Here is a 15,505-nt window from a genome sequence, read left to right as displayed (position 1 = left end):
TTACCGCGTCAGCCGCTTATACGTCATGCGGTGCGGATTGACCGCCTCAGGCCCAAGCCGGCGGATCTTGTCCTGCTCGTAATCCTCGAAATTGCCTTCGAACCATTCGACATGGCTGTCGCCCTCGAAGGCGAGGATGTGCGTCGCCAGGCGATCGAGGAACATGCGATCGTGCGAGATGATGACGGCGCAGCCGGCGAAGCTCTCGAGCGCGTCTTCAAGTGCGGCCAGCGTTTCGGTATCGAGATCGTTGGTCGGTTCGTCGAGCAGCAGCACATTGCCGCCGGTCTTCAGCATCTTGGCCAGATGCACGCGGTTGCGCTGGCCGCCGGACAGGTTGCCGACCTTCTGCTGCTGGTCGCCGCCGCGGAAATTGAACGACGCGCAATAGGCGCGGGTGTTGGCTTCGAACTTGCCGAGCTTGACCACTTCGGCGCCGCCCGAGATCTCTTCCCAGACCGTCTTGGTCGGGTCGAGCGCGTCGCGGCTCTGGTCGACATAACCGAGCTTGACCGTCTCGCCGACGCGGATGGTGCCGGCATCGGGCTTTTCCTGGCCGGTGATCATGCGGAACAGCGTCGTCTTGCCGGCGCCGTTCGGGCCGATGACGCCGACGATGCCGCCGGGCGGCAGCTTGAATTCGAGATCGTCGATCAAAAGCGTGTCGCCAAAGCCCTTCGACAAGCCCTCGACCTCGATCACCACATTGCCGAGCCGCTCGCCATGCGGAATGACGATCTGGGTGTCGCTCGGACGCCGCTTGTCGGCTGCATCCAGCAGATCCTGGAACGCCTGGATACGGGCTTTCGACTTGGTCTGCCGGGCTTTCGGGCTGGACTGGATCCACTCGCGCTCGCGGCCGATCGCCCGCTGGCGCGCATCGTCCTCGCGGCCTTCCTGCTTGAGCCGCTTGGCCTTGGCTTCGAGATATTTGGTGTAGTTGCCTTCGTACGGGATACCGCGGCCGCGATCGAGCTCGAGGATCCAGCCGGTGACATTGTCGAGGAAGTAGCGATCGTGGGTGATGATCATCACCGCGCCCGGATAGGCCCGCAGATGCTTTTCCAGCCACGCCGTCGTCTCGGCGTCGAGATGGTTGGTCGGCTCGTCGAGCAGCAGAAGGTCGGGCTGGCGCAGCAAAAGCTGGCAAAGCGCGACGCGACGGCGTTCGCCGCCCGACAGCTTGGTGACATCGGCCTCCTTGGGCGGGCAGCCGAGTGCCTCCATCGCCATCTCGACCTGCTGTTCGAGATCCCAGAGGTTGAGCCGGTCCATCTCGTCCTGCAGCTTGGCCGACTCGTCCGCCGTCTCGTCGGAATAGTTCATCATCAATTCGTTGTAGCGCTCGATGATGGCGGTCTTGGCGGCGACGCCTTCCATGACGTTTTCGAACACGTTCTTGTTCGGATCGAGCGCCGGCTCCTGCGCCAGGTAACCGACGGTAGCACCCTCGGCCAGCCAGGCCTCGCCGCTCCACTCCTTGTCGATGCCGGCCATGATCTTGAGGATCGTCGACTTGCCGGCGCCGTTGGGACCGAGGATGCCGATCTTGGCGTCCGGATAGAAGGACAGATGAATGTTCTCGAGCACCTTCTTGGTGCCGTAGGCCTTGTTGAGGCCGGCCATGTGATAGATGAACTGGCGTGCCACGCGCGCTTTCCCTGAAAAGTCGACTGATGTCGGATTGAATGGAAGTTGGGGGCTATGTAAGCGATGCGGCCGCGAACGGCAAACAGTTTTGGCCCCAAGCGGATTTGGTCGCACCCACAAACGCTTAGCCGCTTCATTTCGTGCCGGCGCCCAGGCGAAAGCTCCGGTTAACCATTCCGCGTCAAACAATGTTGGATGGGAAATCGCTGGCAGCCGCGATTTCGGGGAGAGAGATCGGGCCGTGTTGAACAGTTTCCTGCTTTTTGCCGAAGCGGTTCTCTATTTCGGCATCATGGTCACGCTTTTCCGGTTCAGGGGCCGCATCGGCCTCGGCGTCTTTGTTTGCGCCCTTGGCGTCATGCATTTCCTGGAAACCTATCTCGCCAGCGTCTTCTACGTCGCGCTGCCGTTCGGCATGGTATCGCCGGGTTCGGCCGTGCTGTTTTCCGGCAAGCTGGTCATGCTGCTCCTGCTCTACATCAAGGAGGACGCGGCAACTGTCCGGCAGCCGATTTATGGCCTGCTGCTCGGCAATGCCCTGATGATCGGGCTCGTGCTGATCCTGCGCCTGCACGACATCGCACCGCTGCCCGACGGCAAGCTTCCCGACATCGGCTTCATCGACGAGATGGGCTGGCTGATGGTGTGGGGCACGACGCTGCTGTTCGTCGACGCCATCCTGATCATTCTGCTCTATGAAAAGCTCGGCAAATATCTGCGCAAGGCGCTTTTCACCCGCATCCTGGTCTCCGTCGCCTGCGTGCTCACCTTCGACCAGGCAGGCTTTTTCACGGCGCTGCATTTCGTCACCGGCGCGCCGGTCGCGGTGTTCTTCGGCGGCTGGTTCGCCAAGATGGCAGCGGCCCTGGTCTACAGCACCATGCTGGTCGGCTATATCAGGTGGTTCGAGGCGCGGCAGGTGCCGGCGGCGCGCGGGCTTTCCGACATTTTCGACACGCTGACCTATCGCGAGCGCTATGAGGCGCTGGTCGAGCATGTCGGTCGCGACGGCCTCACCGGCCTCCTGCACAGGGGGCGCTTCGACAGCGATGGCGAGGCCGCCGTCGCCGCCAGCCTGCGGACCGCCAGGGCGCTCAGCCTGCTGATCATCGATGTCGACCACTTCAAATCGATCAACGACCGCTTCGGCCACGCCGAGGGAGACAAGGTGCTGAAAGCCCTGGCAATTTTGCTTGGCGAACTTGTCGGGACCGAAGATCAATTGTTCAGGATCGGCGGTGAGGAATTCGCCATCCTCGGCTGGCGTCCGCAGCCGCTCGCCAGACTGCTGGGCGAAACCGTCAGGCAAGCGGTCAAGACGTCCGCGAGCACCAGCCGGTTCGACATTACCGTCAGCGCCGGCATCTCGACGGTCAGCGAGACGACCCGTTGCCTTGCCGATCTCTTTGCGCTGGCCGACCAGCGTCTCTACAAGGCCAAATCCACGGGACGCGATCGCGTTGTCGGCGAACCGGGCGGCAACGAAGCAGACGCCCGCAACACATGGACCAGGCCGGAGCGCAGCGCCGGCGCGTAACGCTGCCCAGGCCTGCGATTGGCTCAATCAGGATTGTTTGCGCCGCTGCCATCCGCCGATCGCAACCGAAACCGCCATCAGCGCGATCGCCAGCCATTTCAACGCGGTAATAATCGGGCCGGCTTCGATGTCGTAGGCAATGAACAGAAGAATGCCCGGTACCAGCAGGCCGCAGAGCACGAGCGTGATCCGGTTGATCTGCCATGACACTTTTGCCGCAAGCGCCTGGTCGCCGGGCACGGCGACAAGCGCGGCCCGCATTGCCTTCGGCGCCACCAGCGTGGTCGAAAGACGCAGCGAAATCGGCAGGCCGATGCCGATGATCAGGAAGGCGCATGCCGCCAGGAGCAGCGAAAACTTGATCGCACTGGTTTCGGCCGGTACCGGGAACAGCAGCGCCGCCAGCGGCAGGAAGACACAGAATATCCCGAGCGCGGCAATGGCGATGAAGATCGCCGCGTTGACCAGCGTGAACAATTGGTAGGTGCCGCCGCCGACGGGTTTGGCGAGCGTGGTCATGCGCGCCCACTCCACTTCGGTGTAGGAAAAGCCCGGCCACTCCATATGGCCGTCGCGGATCGCCGTCATGCCCTTGGCCCAGAACGCCAGCCGCGCCAGCGCGCCGCCCGTCATACCACTCATCGCCACCCCCTATGAATGATGCCCCCGGGATCATACCATCCCCGGTGCAAAGCGACAGTCGCGTACGGCCTGTTTACTGGAACCCGACAGCATCGACCGCGCCCTTCGGGCAGCCAGCCTTGGCTGTCGGCGCCGAGGCAAGCAGCAGGGCACCGAGCGAAGCGTTCGAAGCGATCGGGCCGGTCAGGCCGAGCGTCAGTTCGCCGATCAGCCGCCTGCCGTTCGAAGGATCGACCACGCAGGACACGCGGACCCGGTCGCCCGCGCCTTTGCCGAAGGCACTGTCGAAGGTGCTGCGGATCTGATCGGATGTCAGTTGCTTGCCGATGTTCTTGATGAAGAGATCGCGCACCGGCGACGCATTCATCGCGCGCATCAGGTTCAAAGCGACGGCGAAATACTCCTGCTGGCTCTTGCCGTAGCAGGTGCCGTGCTTGATCCATTCATGCCTTTCGAGGGCGGATGCGGTGCCCGGCATCACCTGGTCGAGTTCCGCTCGCGTTTTCGGGTCAAGGGTGACCGGCGGCAAGTCTCGCCAGTGCGCCGGATCGTCGTTCGCCTTGTCGCTTGCGGCGACCTGGCAATAGAAATTTCCGTTCGGCTGCGGCCACAACCCATGCAAGGTGAAGTGGGTCGCCTCGAAACCGGCGGCGGTCTGCGCACGGCATTCGGCCTTGCTGGATTTGGTCTCGCAGAAAGCCGGCTGCCAGCTCAGCGCGAAGACATATTCCGGCTTTCCGGACGCCGATGGCTTGTTCGGCTCGGCAGGCGCCGGTGCAGCCGGCATCGTCGACGCGCTGCCGCCCGAAACACGACCGCAGCTGATCTTAACCCAGCGGCGCTCCGGATCGGCGCCCGGCACGCGAATGAGATAGTGCGTGGGCGCGTCCTTGTTGCCGGCCAGCAGATCATAACTCTGACCAGCCGCGGTCGAGACATTGCCGGGATTCTTGCCGCTCTTGATCGCCTGCGTTGCCGGACAGGCGGCATCGGCGACGAAAGAGCCGGTCATCTTCACATCGGCCCGCGCCGCGCTTGCGCCAGCAAACGCAACAAACACCGCCCCCCATATCGCCCAAATCCGCATTCCGGCACTCCTCGTGATTCACGCCGCAAGCTAGAAACTTGCGACATGTCAGAATTACGATTTCTTTCGCCGGCCGTAAAAACAATCGCCAGCGCATTGAGACGGCTCCCGCGCGGTCGATCAGGATCCGCCCGCCTCCACCCGTTCCGTCAGGGTGCGCAGCAGATCAAGCGAGGCTTTCAGCGCGTCGGCGTCCATACCCTCCGAAACGCGGTTCGCCCAAACATGCTGGCGTGTGCCGATATTCTTGACCGCTGCCCGGCCGGCATCGGTTATCGACAACAGCTTGGCGCGGCGATGCGCCGGGTTGTCGGCGTAGGCGGCAAGCCCCTCCGCAGCCAGTATGTCGGCCAGCCGCTGTACACTCTGACGGGCGAGACCCATGTCGCGGGCGATGTCGGCCACAGATTTCGGCTCCTTCAAAACTGCACCCAAAACCTGCCAGCGCGCTGCCGTCAGCCCGGTTGGAGCGGCCAGCCGGTCGGCCGCATCCAGAAAACTGCCGTTCATCCTGAACACGGCAAGCACCAGTTCGGTGAGCACATTTGCCGCTTCGGTCCTGGTCGTCATTTCTGGCCGGCCTCGATGGTCGCGACGAAATTATTAACGGCTTCGGCTACGACCTCGGGCTTGTCAAGCATCACCCAATGGCCGCTGCCCGCCACGATCTGGCGCGGAATGTCCGTGCGCAGCCGGTAGAGCGCGGCTGGAGTGTCACTGGCCTCGGTAGCCAATACGAACATAGGCCCGCGATACGCATCGAGTGCCGGCTCCGGGTTCCATTCGGCCAGTGCCTTGCCGACACTTGCCCTCGCCGCCGGATCGACCACTGCCGCATCGGCCAGAACACGCTGGCGAACAGCCGCGTTAGGGCCGGCAATCGACGTGTAATAGGCGTTCAGGACATCACGGCCTTGCGGACCGGCCAGATCGCGGACAAAGCCGTCACGAATCGCCTGCGGCAGCGCACGAGGATCGGTCGCCGGGTCGACGAGCAAGACACCGGCGACCCGGTCGGCATGGCTGGCGGCATAAGCGAGCGCCACGCCACCGCCGCCGCTGTGCGCGACAATGAGAAACCGCTTCAGGCCAAACGCGTCGGCCACGGCACCGACATCCATTGCACGACCGTCATAACCATAGTCACCGTCCTGCGCCGGCGCGGAGGCGCCATGACCGCGAAAATCGAAGGCTACCGCCTCGCGGCCTTCGACGGAGAGCTGCATCACCCGGTCCCAGTGGGAAGCGCGGCTGCAATCTCCATGCAGGAACATGATCGGCAGGCCATTGCCGGCGTTGATCCTATAAGTGGCAAGCTGGCCTTGCGGGCCTGGAACAGTGGACGTCATCATGGTCATCTCCCTGGTTTCCTGACTGAACGCAGCAATCCCTGACAACAGGGTGGTCGTCGTGAAGGCGAAGCCCGCCAGCAAGATTGCACGCCGCGAAATGGCCCCGGTGGTTTTCATAGTCATACCCCCAATCTGCCGCTGACCATTTGACAGTATGCTGTCATGTAATCACATTGACAGCATGCTGTCAACTACCGTCGAATGGGTACCTACGTCCCTTGACGTCGATCGCTGCGTCGCCCAACAGTCGCCGACGGGAGCGAGACATGCCATTTGACAAGCAGAGGATGCTGGCATCGCCGACCGGCGCCGAGCTCAACCTTTATGTGAAACACGCCATCGGCCAACCGCGCGCCATTGTCCAGGTCAATCACGGGTTGGCCGAGCACGCGGCGCGCTATGCCCGTTTCGCCGATTTCCTTGGCGAGCGCGGCTACCAGGTCTACGCGCACGACCACCGTGGCCACGGCGCCACCAAGGCGCCCGACGCGCCACCTGGCAGGTTCGCCGATGTGGATGGCGGTGCCAAGGTCATCGCCGATGTCGCCGCCGTCCATGATCTCATCGCCAGGGAACAGCCGGGCCTGCCGGTCATCGTCTTCGGTCACTCCTTGGGCGCGTCGGTCGCGCTGAACTTTGTCCTCCGCCACTCGGCGCGCATCCATGCCGCCGCGATCTGGAACGGCAATTTCTCGGCCGGACTGCTCGGCCAAATCGCGCTGGCCATGCTTGGTTGGGAAAAGTTCCGGCTTGGCTCAGACGTGCCGTCGCGCCTGCTGCCCCGGCTGACGTTCCGGGCCTGGGGCAAGGCGGTGCCCAATCACCGGACGCCGTTCGACTGGCTGTCGCGCGATGCCGTTGAAGTCGAGAAATACATCGCCGACCCGCTTTGCGGCTGGGACGCATCGGTGTCGATGTGGCAGGACATCGTCATGATGACGCTGCATTGCGGCAGCGACCGCAATTTTTCCGGCGTGCGGCGCGACCTGTTCGTCAATCTGGTCGGAGGCGAGCAAGATCCGGCCTCGGACGGCGGCAAGGCGGTCAGCCATCTTGCCGGCCGGATGCACATGATGGGTTTTTCGAATCTCGTTTCAAAGGTTTACGCCAAAACCCGCCACGAAAGCCTGAACGAGATCAACCGAGACATCATCATGGAGGATTTTGCCGCCTGGGCCGACCGCGTGCTGAGGGCACAGTGATACTGGCCCATTGCAAGGGCCGTGACAGCGGCGCGCGGGATTGATAGAGGCTGCGCTTTCGATCAACCACGGTGATCCATGACTGAGCCTCCGCTCAAAGGCATCCGCGTCATCGAACTCGCACGCATCCTCGCCGGGCCATGGGCCGGACAGCTGCTTGCCGACCTCGGCGCCGACGTGATCAAGGTCGAGAGCCCGGACGGCGGCGACGACACCCGCAAATGGGGACCGCCCTTCGTCATCGGCCATGACGGCGAGAACCTTTCGGCCGCTTATTACCATTCCTGCAACCGCGGCAAGCGCTCCATCGCCATCGACTTCTCGACGCACGAGGGTGCCGAGACGGTGCGCCGGCTGGTCGCGACATCGGATGTGCTGATCGAAAACTTCAAAGTCGGCGGACTGAAGAAATACGGCCTCGACTATGACAGCCTGAGGAAAATCAACTCGCGGCTGATCTATTGCTCGATCACCGGTTTTGGCCAGTCGGGACCGTATGCGCCGCGTGCCGGCTATGATTTCATCATCCAGGGCATGGCCGGCATGATGTCGATCACCGGCGAAGCCGGCCGCGAACCGCAAAAGGCGGGCGTCGCTATTTCAGATGTTTTCACCGGGCTTTATTCGGTCATCGCCATCCAGGCGGCGCTTCGCCATGCCGAGAAGACCGGCGAAGGCCAGCATATCGACATGGCGCTCTACGACACCCAGATCTCGACGCTCGGCAACCAGAACCTCAACTATCTCGTCTCCGGACAGTCGCCGGTGCAGATGGGCAATGCGCATATGAACATCGCGCCCTACGAAGTGGTGCCGGTGAAAAATGGCCACATCATCCTGGCGGTCGGCAATGACGGCCAGTTCGCAAAGTTCTGCGCTGCCGTCGGCCTCGATGAGCTGGCGTCGAACCCTGACTTCGCCACCAATCCCGCCCGCGTCGCCAACCGGGCGAAGCTGCGCGAGCATATGATCGAGGCGCTGAAAGCCTTCGATCGCGACCCGTTGCTGGCCAGACTTGAGACTGCCGGAGTGCCGGCCAGCCCGATCAACAACATCGGCCAGATGTTTGCCGACCCGCAGACCATAGCGCGCGGCATGCGGCTCGACCTCGATGACGGCCATGGCAATCTCTTGCCCTCGGTGCGGGCGCCGATGGTCATGTCCGGCACGCCGCTGGTCTATGAGCGCCCGTCGCCGCGTCTCGGCGAACACACCCAAGAAATCCTTGCCGAACTGGAGAGGTCAGGAAAATGAAGACCGGCGGACAACTCATCGTCGATGCGCTCGAAGCCAACGGAACGGACCGTATCTATTGCGTACCTGGCGAATCCTATCTGGCGGTGCTCGACGCGCTGCATGATTCACCGATCCGCACAATCGTCTGCCGCCAGGAGGGCGGTGCCGCAATGATGGCCGACTGCCACGGCCGCCTGACCGGCAGGCCCGGCATCTGCTTTGTCACCCGCGGCCCAGGCGCCACCAATGCCTCGGCCGGCATCCACATCGCGATGCAGGATTCAGTCCCCCTCATCCTGTTCATCGGCCAGGTCGCCAGCCACGCCAAGGGGCGCGAGGCCTTCCAGGAGGTCGACTACGTCAGGTTCTTCGGCGATATCGCCAAATGGGTGGTCGAGATCGACGACGCCGCACGCATACCCGAATTCGTCACACGCGCCTTTGCGGTGGCGACGTCCGGTCGCCCGGGCCCGGTCGTCATCTCGCTGCCCGAGGACATGCTGACCAGCCTCGCCGAGGCACCGGACGCCCGGCATTATACCCCTGTCGAGACGCGGCCTGGCGAAGTCGAGCTCGACGCACTGGAAGTGTTGCTCAACAAGGCAAAGCGGCCCTTCGTCATCCTCGGCGGTACGCGCTGGGACGCGGAGGCCGTTGCACGGATGCGGACGATAGCCGAAGCCTGGTCGCTGCCGGTCGGCTGCTCCTTCCGCCGCCAGATGCTGTTCGACCATCTCCACCCGAACTATGCCGGCGATGTCGGCATCGGCATCAATCCCAAGGTAGCAACCGCCATCAAGCAGGCCGACCTTGTGCTGCTGATCGGCGGCCGCATGGGCGAGATGCCGTCATCCGACTACACGCTGCTGAAGAGTCCCTACCCCGACCAGACGCTGGTCCATATCCATGCCGACGCCGGCGAACTCGGCCGCGTCTACCGGCCGGCGCTGGCGATCAATGCCTCGCCTGCCGCTTTCGTCGAAGCCTTTGCCAGACGCAAGCCGGCCGCAACGCCGGTGTGGGCGGCTGAGGCAGCGAAGCTGCACGCCGCCTATCTCGACTGGTCGACGCCTCCGGAGAGCGGCCCCGGCGCCGTCCAGATGGGGCCGATCATGAATTATCTCGAAACGATTCTGCCGGACGACGCCATCCTCGCCAACGGCGCCGGCAACTACGCCACCTGGGTGCATCGCTACCATCGCTTCCGGCGTTTCGGCACGCAGGCAGCACCTACATCCGGCTCGATGGGCTACGGCACGCCGGCGGCGGTCGCCGCCAAGCAGCTTTTCCCAGACCGCGACGTGATCGCCTTCGCCGGCGACGGCTGTTTCCTGATGAACGGCCAGGAATTCGCCACCGCCGTGCAATACGGGCTGCCGATCATCGTCATCGTCGTCAACAATGGCATCTACGGCACCATCCGCATGCATCAGGAGCGCGAATATCCCGGCCGTGTCGTCGCCACGGACTTGAAGAATCCCGACTTTGCTGCTTTGGCCCGTGCCTATGGCGGCCATGGCGAGACGGTGGAAAAGACCGCCGACTTCGCCGCGGCCTTCGAGCGAGCGCGGGCCAGCGGCAAGCCGTCGATCGTAGAGATCAGGCTCGACCCTGAAGCCATCACGCCGACCCGCACGATGACCCAGATTCGCGACAAGGCCTGACAAAACAGGATGATTGCCCTGTTTTGTCGTCGTGATCTGCCTATTTGGCCTTCTCGATCTGGCCGCGGATCTCGCCGTCCGCGTGGGCCGCGGTGTGGATGTTGACGTAATATTTGCCAGCCTCAAGATCGGTGGCCTGGGCATCAGTCAATGTCGCCGAACCCTTGATCGGGCTCTTCAGCTTGCCTTCGAACGGCACCACTGGATCGGCGTTTTGACCCTTTGCCGCCGGGCCGTGAATGTGTGCGGCCTTCGCCGGCCCGCTGAGGCCGGAATATCTCACGGTCCAGCTGAGTTTCTTGGTGGCGGTGTTGAACCTGAGCGTGGCGGTGCCCTTGCCCTTCGTTGTGACGGGCGGGTTCTGCTGAGCACCATCGAGCGTCGCCGCCATCTTTATGGTTTCGGCCAAGGCCGGTGAAGCAGAGAAGATGGCTGCAGAAATGGCCAGCGCCGAAAGCATCGGCGTGAAGGACTGGATGCGCATGGAAACCTCCGTTGTGACACCCTTGAGGCGGATGCACCGGCACAACGATTTTGCGAGCGGATGTTTCCGCCGGTAACGTTCATTTTACATCCCACTAAAAAGGGGCGGTCGCCCGCCCCTTTTCGTCTTCCAACAGAGCTTGCCTGATAGTCCCTATTTGATGGCCTTGTCGGTGATCGCCGTCGTGTAGGCGCCGGTAGGCTCCTTGCTGATGATCTTCTGGTCGAGCAGCGCCTTGGCGGTGCGCTCGTAGGTCGCCGGATCGAGCTTGCCATCGGCATTGTCGATCAGCTTGGCGACTTCGCCCATCATGCGCTTCTGGTGATTCTCGTCCTGGCCGCCATTGTCCATGACGATGCCGGCCGCTTCGTCGGAATTGTCGACGGCGTATTTCCAACCCTTCATCGAAGCGCGCACGAAACGCACCATCTTGTCCTCGAAGGCCGGATCCTTGAGCTTGTCCTCCAGGGCATAGAGCCCGTCTTCGAGCAGATCGTTGCCCATGGCGGAATAGTTGAAGACGGTCAGCTCTTCCGGCTTGTAGCCGGCGTCGATGAGCTGCCAGTACTCGTTATAGGTCATGACCGAAATGCAATCCGCCTGCTTCTGGATCAGCGGCTGCACGTCAAAGCTCTGCTTGAGCACGGTGACGCCGTCCGGCCCGCCATCGGTCTTGAGGCCAAGCTTGTTCATCCAGGCATAGAACGGATACTCGTTGCCGAAGAACCAGACGCCGAGCGTGTGGCCCTTGAAGTCGGCTTCCGTCTTGATCGGACCGTCCTTCGGGCAGACCAGCTCCATGCCGGCCTTCTTGAACGGCTGGGCGATGTTGACCAGCGGCACGCCCTTCTCGCGCGCAGCCAGCGCACCGCCCATCCAGTCGACGATGACGTCGGCGCCGCCGCCGGCAATAACCTGCTCCGGTGCAATGTCCGGTCCGCCGGGCTTGATGTCGACGTCGAGGCCCTCGGCGTCATAGAAGCCCTTGGCCTTGGCGACATAATAGCCGGCGAACTGTGCCTGGGTGACCCATTTCAGCTGCAGCGTCACCTTGTCCGCGGCCATCGCCTGGAACGCGGCAAGCGACATCGCGCCGGCCAGCATCGAAACAACAAGTCTTTTCATGTTTTTACCCTCTGAAGTTAGCGCCCTAAACCCACCGCCCCTATCCACCACGGACAGAGGGATGCCAAAACGTGACTGCTCTCTCGAAAAGAGCGACCACGCCATAAAAGACCGAACCCGCAAGTGCTGCAACTGCGATTTCCGCCCACACCATGTCGATGTTCATCCGCCCGACTTCCGTCGAAATGCGGAAGCCCATGCCGACCACCGGCGTGCCGAAGAACTCGGCGACGATGGCGCCGATCAGCGCCAGCGTCGAATTGATCTTCAACGCGTTGAAGATGAAGGGTGCCGCCGCCGGCAGCCGCAGCTTGAACAGCGTCTGCCAGTAGCTCGAGGCATAGGTGCGCATCAGGTCGCGCTCCATATGGCCGGAGGCGGCAAGCCCGGCGACGGTGTTCACCAGCATCGGGAAGAAGGTCATGATGATGACCACCGCTGCCTTCGACTGCCAGTCGAAGCCGAACCACATGACCATGATCGGCGCGACGCCGATGATCGGCAGCGCCGACACCATATTGCCGATCGGCAAAAGCCCGCGCCGCAGGAACGGCACGCGGTCGGCGGCGATGGCAACGAGGAAGCCGGCGCTGCTCCCCACCACATAGCCGAAGATAACCGCCTTGAAGATGGTCTGCCTGACATCGGCCCCCAGCACCGGCAGCGAGCCGACGATGCGTGCACCGATGGCGCTTGGCGGCGGCAACAGGATGAAGGGAATGCCGGCACCCCGCGTCACCGCCTCCCAGATGATCAGGATCCAGGCGCCGAAGATGGCCGGAATGATCAGGCGCAGGGCGGTTGACGCCCAGCGCGATGTCGGGCGAAACGACGACAAGACCGTTACGCAGCGCCAGGCCAAAAACCACGCCGCGACGAGCAGCAGATAGAAGGATGCGCGAGCGCTGCCCTCATTGCCGGTTATGCCGGCGAGCAGCATCCACGCTGCACCATGCGCGCCAAGGAACAGCAACACCAGCCCGATCATCGGTGGAAAGTTGTCGGCCTCGATTGCCACGAGCAGCAAAATGAAAATCAAAACCGCAGTTGCCATGCCGTAACCGGGCGTAGCACTGACGAGCGGCCAAAGAAGCAGCGCGCCGGCAAGCAGGACAAGCGCGGCATACCCCTGCCAGCATCGAGGCGTGATTGAGGAAAGGCTCAGGATGGAGCTCATGCCGGCCTCCCGCCCATGGCGCGGTCGACAAGGCGCCCGGCGATGCCGACGACCATCACCAGCAGCGCCGCGACCACCGACCCGGCAACCAGAGCCGACCAGATGTCGATGGTCTGGCTGTAGTAGGCGCCGGCGAGCAATTTGGCGCCGATGCCGGCGACGGCGCCGGTCGGCAACTCGCCGACGATGGCGCCGACCAGGCTGGCGGCCACCGCCACCTTCATCGAGGTGAACAGGAACGGCACCGAAGCCGGCACACGCAATTTCCAGAAGGTCTGCGAGGCACTGGCATTATAGGTGTGCATCAGGTCGAGATGGGTGAGCTCGGGCGAGCGCAGTCCCTTCACCATGCCGACCGCCACCGGGAAGAACGACAGATAGGTCGAGATCAGCGCCTTCGGGATAAGCCCGGTGATGCCGATCGCCGCCAGCACGACGATGATCATCGGCGCCACCGCCAGGATCGGAATGGTCTGCGAGGCGATGATCCACGGCATCAGACTGCGGTCGAGCGTCGCCACATGCACGATGCCGACGGCGATGACGATGCCGAGCGCCGTGCCGAAAGCAAAGCCGAGCAGCGTCGACGACAGCGTCACCCAGGCATTGTAGACAAGGCTGCGGTTCGAGGTGATGCTGCGCAGAAAGGTGTTTTCGAAAAAATTCACCGCCACCTGATGCGGCGCCGGCAGCGTCGGCTTCGGCTGCGCCAGCGTCTTGCCGATGAATTCCACAATACCCGGTGTCTGATTGGCGCGGCGGTCGAGATCGCGCTGGAACGGCGCGTTGAGGATGACAGCCATGACGTACCAGACAACGACGACGCCCAGAAGGATCGAGGTCACCGGAACGATCTTGTCGCGAAACGAGTCCATCTAGCAGGCCTCGCAGGATGGGTGCCCTCCTCTCCCCAACGGGGAGAGGGTGGCCGGAGCGAAGCGGAGGCCGGGTGAGGGGGTAGAAATCTTTCCGTCGAGGCAAGCCAAGATCGTATCAAGGACCGCTCGGCGTTCGGCCAAGACTTCATGGTTCCAGAACCGAAGAACGGAATACCCGTGACCATTCAGCCAAGCAGTTCTCGCGGCATCGGTTGGAGATTCCGCGTGCTGGCTGCCGTCGATTTCCACGATCAGCGCGCTCTCACGACAGACGAAATCTGCAAAGAACGGCCCAAGCGGCACTTGCCTCACAAATTTGTAGCCGTTGAGATGGCGCCCTCTTAGTTCCCCCCAAAGCCTGTATTCAGCCTCGGTCTCGTCAAACCGCAGCTTTCGAGCGCGAGCGGTCGCCCCGATCTTTCTTTTGGTCGGATCCGCCAAGGCCCCCTCACCCGACCTCCGCTTCGCTCCGGCCACCCTCTCCCCGTTGGGGAGAGGAGGGAGCTCATCTTCCGCCGCCTCAATCATCATAGCTGTGCCCCGCCCTCAGCCCGTCCCGCACGCGTGCCGCGATGGCCAGGAACTCCGGCGTCTCGCGGATATCGAGCGGTCGCTTTTTCGGCAGCGTCGATTCTATGACGTCGCTGACACGCCCCGGGCGCGGCGACATGACGACGATGCGCGTCGACAGATAGACCGCCTCAGGGATCGAATGGGTGACGAAGCAGATAGTCTTGTTGGTGCGCTCCCAAAGCTCCAGCAGTTGTTCGTTGAGGTGATCGCGCACGATCTCGTCCAGCGCGCCGAACGGCTCGTCCATCAACAAAAGGTCGGCGTCGAAGGCGAGCGCCCGCGCGATCGAGGCGCGCTGCTGCATGCCGCCCGAAAGCTGCCAGGGGTATTTCTTCTCGAAGCCGCTGAGGTTGACAAGGTCGAGGGTGCGCTTGATGCGCGCCGCCTGCTCCGCCCTGGACAGGCCCATGATCTCCAGCGGCAGTGCCACATTGCGCTCGATCGTGCGCCACGGATAAAGTGCGGCCGCCTGGAAGACATAGCCATAGGCGCGGCTCTGGCGCGCCTGCTCGGGCGTCATGCCGTTGACGGAGATGGCTCCCGATGTCGGCTTCTCCAGATCGGCGATGACGCGCAGCAAGGTCGTCTTGCCGCAGCCGGAGGGCCCGATGAAGGACACGAATTCCCCCTTGCCGATCGTCAGGTCGACATTCGACAGCGCCTGTACCGGACCATCATTGGTCTGGAAGGTCAGGCCAAGCTTGCTTGCCGAAACAACGGCTGGCGATACTCCCGTCATCGGCCGTAGCCTGTCGCTTTCGGCCACTGCGGCGCCGGCCGGAATCCCATTGATTTTACCCCGATGTTGCTTTCCACTCGCCCAGTCCTACTCGCCGCAGTTTACTCGCCCCAGTTCTACGCGCCCCAGTTCTATGCGCCCCAGTTCTACGCGCCCTTG

Annotated in this window: 15 protein-coding genes; 4 read left to right on the top strand and 11 right to left on the bottom strand. The window is 63.0% G+C overall.

All coding sequences use genetic code 11. The features are described 5' to 3' along the window. Positions 1–1,650: an energy-dependent translational throttle protein EttA gene (gene ettA / locus NKI16_RS01220; protein WP_352453385.1), complete on the bottom strand. Its 1,650-nt coding sequence runs from the start codon at positions 1,648–1,650 to the stop codon at positions 1–3. A gap of 241 nt (positions 1,651–1,891) precedes the next feature. Here ettA and NKI16_RS01215 point away from each other — a divergent pair, with 241 nt between their 5' ends. Further along, on the top strand, positions 1,892–3,187 hold the full coding sequence (locus NKI16_RS01215; protein ID WP_352571800.1) for a GGDEF domain-containing protein: 1,296 nt from the start codon (positions 1,892–1,894) through the stop codon (positions 3,185–3,187). A gap of 27 nt (positions 3,188–3,214) precedes the next feature. Here the strand turns inward: NKI16_RS01215 and NKI16_RS01210 are convergent, their stop codons facing one another. The 4 genes from NKI16_RS01210 to NKI16_RS01195 all read right to left on the bottom strand — a co-directional run bounded on the left by NKI16_RS01210 (position 3,215) and on the right by NKI16_RS01195 (position 6,268). Next, positions 3,215–3,829: a hypothetical protein gene (locus tag NKI16_RS01210; RefSeq protein WP_156937311.1), complete on the bottom strand. Its 615-nt coding sequence runs from the start codon at positions 3,827–3,829 to the stop codon at positions 3,215–3,217. Between the two features lie 73 nt (positions 3,830–3,902). Further along, entirely contained in the window at positions 3,903–4,916 is a 1,014-nt protein-coding gene (locus NKI16_RS01205) for a ribonuclease T2 family protein (protein WP_352621201.1), read from the bottom strand. 120 nt (positions 4,917–5,036) lie between these two features. After that, positions 5,037–5,486 (bottom strand): MarR family winged helix-turn-helix transcriptional regulator, encoded by a 450-nt coding sequence (locus NKI16_RS01200; protein WP_023675882.1) that lies wholly within the window; start codon positions 5,484–5,486, stop codon positions 5,037–5,039. After that, on the bottom strand, positions 5,483–6,268 hold the full coding sequence (locus NKI16_RS01195) for an alpha/beta fold hydrolase (protein WP_198023545.1): 786 nt from the start codon (positions 6,266–6,268) through the stop codon (positions 5,483–5,485). The genes NKI16_RS01200 and NKI16_RS01195 overlap by 4 nt, the downstream gene beginning before the upstream one ends. Before the next feature lie 266 nt (positions 6,269–6,534). Between NKI16_RS01195 and NKI16_RS01190 the strand changes: the two genes are divergently transcribed. The 3 genes from NKI16_RS01190 to NKI16_RS01180 all read left to right on the top strand — a co-directional run bounded on the left by NKI16_RS01190 (position 6,535) and on the right by NKI16_RS01180 (position 10,370). Next, the gene (locus NKI16_RS01190) at positions 6,535–7,470 is read left to right on the top strand and encodes an alpha/beta fold hydrolase (RefSeq protein WP_023675880.1); all 936 of its coding nucleotides are present in this window, start codon (positions 6,535–6,537) and stop codon (positions 7,468–7,470) included. A 78-nt stretch (positions 7,471–7,548) separates the two neighbouring features. Beyond that, a complete protein-coding gene (locus NKI16_RS01185; protein WP_023675879.1) occupies positions 7,549–8,724 on the top strand; it encodes a CaiB/BaiF CoA transferase family protein in 1,176 nt (391 codons plus the stop codon). Then, a complete protein-coding gene (locus NKI16_RS01180) occupies positions 8,721–10,370 on the top strand; it encodes a thiamine pyrophosphate-binding protein (RefSeq protein ID WP_352784188.1) in 1,650 nt (549 codons plus the stop codon). Before NKI16_RS01185 ends, NKI16_RS01180 begins: the two co-directional genes overlap by 4 nt. 40 nt (positions 10,371–10,410) lie before the next feature. Here NKI16_RS01180 and NKI16_RS01175 read toward each other — a convergent pair whose 3' ends face one another. From NKI16_RS01175 to NKI16_RS01150, 6 genes are all read right to left on the bottom strand, one after another. Continuing rightward, on the bottom strand, positions 10,411–10,854 hold the full coding sequence (locus tag NKI16_RS01175; protein ID WP_352578725.1) for a CHRD domain-containing protein: 444 nt from the start codon (positions 10,852–10,854) through the stop codon (positions 10,411–10,413). A gap of 153 nt (positions 10,855–11,007) precedes the next feature. Beyond that, entirely contained in the window at positions 11,008–11,979 is a 972-nt protein-coding gene (locus tag NKI16_RS01170) for an ABC transporter substrate-binding protein (RefSeq protein WP_023675876.1), read from the bottom strand. A gap of 40 nt (positions 11,980–12,019) precedes the next feature. Further along, positions 12,020–13,156 carry an ABC transporter permease gene (locus NKI16_RS01165; RefSeq protein WP_352684704.1) on the bottom strand — a complete coding sequence of 379 codons (1,137 nt, stop codon included), beginning with the start codon at positions 13,154–13,156 and terminating at the stop codon, positions 12,020–12,022. Continuing rightward, positions 13,153–14,031 (bottom strand): ABC transporter permease, encoded by an 879-nt coding sequence (locus tag NKI16_RS01160; protein ID WP_352621208.1) that lies wholly within the window; start codon positions 14,029–14,031, stop codon positions 13,153–13,155. The genes NKI16_RS01165 and NKI16_RS01160 overlap by 4 nt, the downstream gene beginning before the upstream one ends. Further along, the gene (locus NKI16_RS01155; RefSeq protein WP_352700637.1) at positions 14,032–14,562 is read right to left on the bottom strand and encodes an endonuclease domain-containing protein; all 531 of its coding nucleotides are present in this window, start codon (positions 14,560–14,562) and stop codon (positions 14,032–14,034) included. Next, positions 14,555–15,346 carry an ABC transporter ATP-binding protein gene (locus NKI16_RS01150; protein WP_352453396.1) on the bottom strand — a complete coding sequence of 264 codons (792 nt, stop codon included), beginning with the start codon at positions 15,344–15,346 and terminating at the stop codon, positions 14,555–14,557. Before NKI16_RS01150 ends, NKI16_RS01155 begins: the two co-directional genes overlap by 8 nt. Between the last annotated feature and the right edge of the window lie 159 nt (positions 15,347–15,505).

Source organism: Mesorhizobium sp. M0698 (assembly GCF_040320455.1).
Lineage (GTDB): Bacteria > Pseudomonadota > Alphaproteobacteria > Rhizobiales > Rhizobiaceae > Mesorhizobium.
The sequence above is the reverse complement of the archived record's forward strand: the minus strand, read 5'-3'. Positions and strand labels throughout refer to the sequence as shown.